The sequence below is a fragment of the Streptomyces sp. NPDC054840 genome (assembly GCF_053611065.1).
In genome coordinates this window covers 1-1,937 of sequence record NZ_JBSGZP010001001.1, presented here as the reverse complement: position 1 = coordinate 1,937, position 1,937 = coordinate 1, and the positions used below count along the sequence as shown (strand labels likewise).

Genomic DNA, 1,937 nt, shown 5'->3' with positions numbered 1-1,937 from the left:
GCCCTGCTGCCGCGCCCGGAAGCAGGGCCGTCGTCCCAGCCCCCGCAAGGGGTCAGCCGACCGCCCGGACGGCTACTCCACGGTCGACCCTGGCCGTCCCTCCTTGCCGAACCGCTCCTGTCGTGCCTCCCGATCCCCGCGCGCCGCGGCCTGCACCAGCCCAAGACGTTCGCAGCGGCCGACGAGCCGGGCGCCTGGACTTGTCAGAGGGACTCGAGCAGGCCGCCCAGGGTGAAGATGATTCCGCACAGACTGTGCGAAGAGTGAGGCCTTTTGTCTCCATGCCTTCTGCAGGTTGCCCGCCAGTCTCTGCCCGTAGTGGGCGCTGGTGGGCGCATCTTCAGCGAGCACAGCATCTGGCCAAACCCCGTCGACGATGTAGTGGGCCGGACTTCGATCCTTGCTGTTGCGCGGCATTGCAGCATCATCTCCAGCGGAGTGGCCGCCTGACCCGGGATTCCCTCTTTCCGGTGCCGGTTCTCCGGCGCGTCCTTCACACGCTCTGCCGCCCGCGCCGCAGGCGGGGCTTGCACAGGGCACGGCAGACCTCCCGCCGCGCCGCAAGCGCGCGATGACACCTCACGAAACCGAGCAGACGGTCTGCCGGCCCTGTTCGGCCACGGAGAGCGACCTGTCGCTGCTGTACCCGTTCGGGCCGGTGGACGTGGATTCGATGCCCCGCAACCTGTCCGCGGGCTGGACCGAGTCCGGCGTGGCTGGCGAGCTGACCGGACCGTCCGCGACGGATCAGGCGCCGGGGGTCCGGTCGCGGGGAGGTTCGGTGGACAGCAGCGACCAGATCCTTCTGCCCTCGTCGCAGGCGTCGGTGCCGCAACTGACCGTGCCGGTCATCGAGGCGAGTGAGGTGAGCATGGTGGCGTCGGGCTCGACTCCGGTGTGGCTGAGGACCACGACGAGGAGCAGGCCGTCCTGGTCGGCCAGGTGGACGCTGATGCGCTTGCCTGTGTCCTTCACGGCGGTGTCGACGAGGAGACGCACGGTCTCCTCCAGGAGAGGGTCCTGCGGATGGCTGTACCGCCAGCCGCGCACGGTTGCGGTGACATGGCGGACCGCTTTGCCTGCCGCCCAAGGGTCCGCGGCCAGAACCCAGTTGTTGACGCGCCGGTTTCTCACCGCCATGCGAGGGCGGCGGGTCTCGATCCGGGCCTGGCCCGGGCCGGGCAGGGGGAGCGTGGTACCGGCCGGCTTCGTCTTCGGCTCGGGCCGCGGGAGTTCGACCGGCTTCTTCTGCGGGGGCGGGGTACGGGGCGGGTAGGAGGGAGGCACCTTCGGGCCCTTGTTCTCCGACGGCTCGTTCAACGGGACCTCCTCGCACACTGACTGGCGTCCTCCTACCCATCGTGGCACCAGTTCAGGGCACAGGAGCGCCACTCCACCGTTTGGGGCTCGGGGCCTGCCGGCGCGGGCAGGTCCCAGGGGATGTTTCCTACCGGCCAGGGGTCGGCACTGCGCCTGTTCTCTTCAGGCGGGGCGTCAACCGATCCAGGGGGCCACACGCTGTCGTCCACGACCCCCGGGACACCGCCTCGCCACATCGACCTCGGTCACCGCTGTCGCCGGGACGTCGCGACCCCCCCCCTTGACACCGGTTCGGCTGCAGGCGGCCTTCATCCCGCGCCCGAGCGATCCGGGGCGCTCGGTACTGCGCCGGTCACAGGGCACCTCGCACAGACAGGCCGAGGGCGACAGCCGCCCGGCGGCATCCGGCGCGGTGGCGAGCTCGGCGCGTACGTCTGTGCCGGGCCGTCCAGCGGCGGCCGCGGACGCCCACGGACGCTGTGCGCAACTCCCTGCCCGCGATGTCGCCATCGAGGGAAGAACCGTGACGTCGGCGGCGTCGGCCACCGCGCCGACCAGCCGCACCACCTCAACCGGCCCGGAGACCAGCGGATGGACGTGGACGACGGGATCCGGGG

General features: G+C 71.1%; 1 protein-coding gene. It reads right to left on the bottom strand.

Features of this window, described 5'->3' with window-relative positions; translation table 11 throughout:
* Positions 1-747 precede the first annotated feature (747 nt).
* Entirely contained in the window at positions 748-1,320 is a 573-nt protein-coding gene (locus ACWGIU_RS36855) for a hypothetical protein (RefSeq protein ID WP_453712431.1), read from the bottom strand.
* Positions 1,321-1,937: the final 617 nt, after the last annotated feature.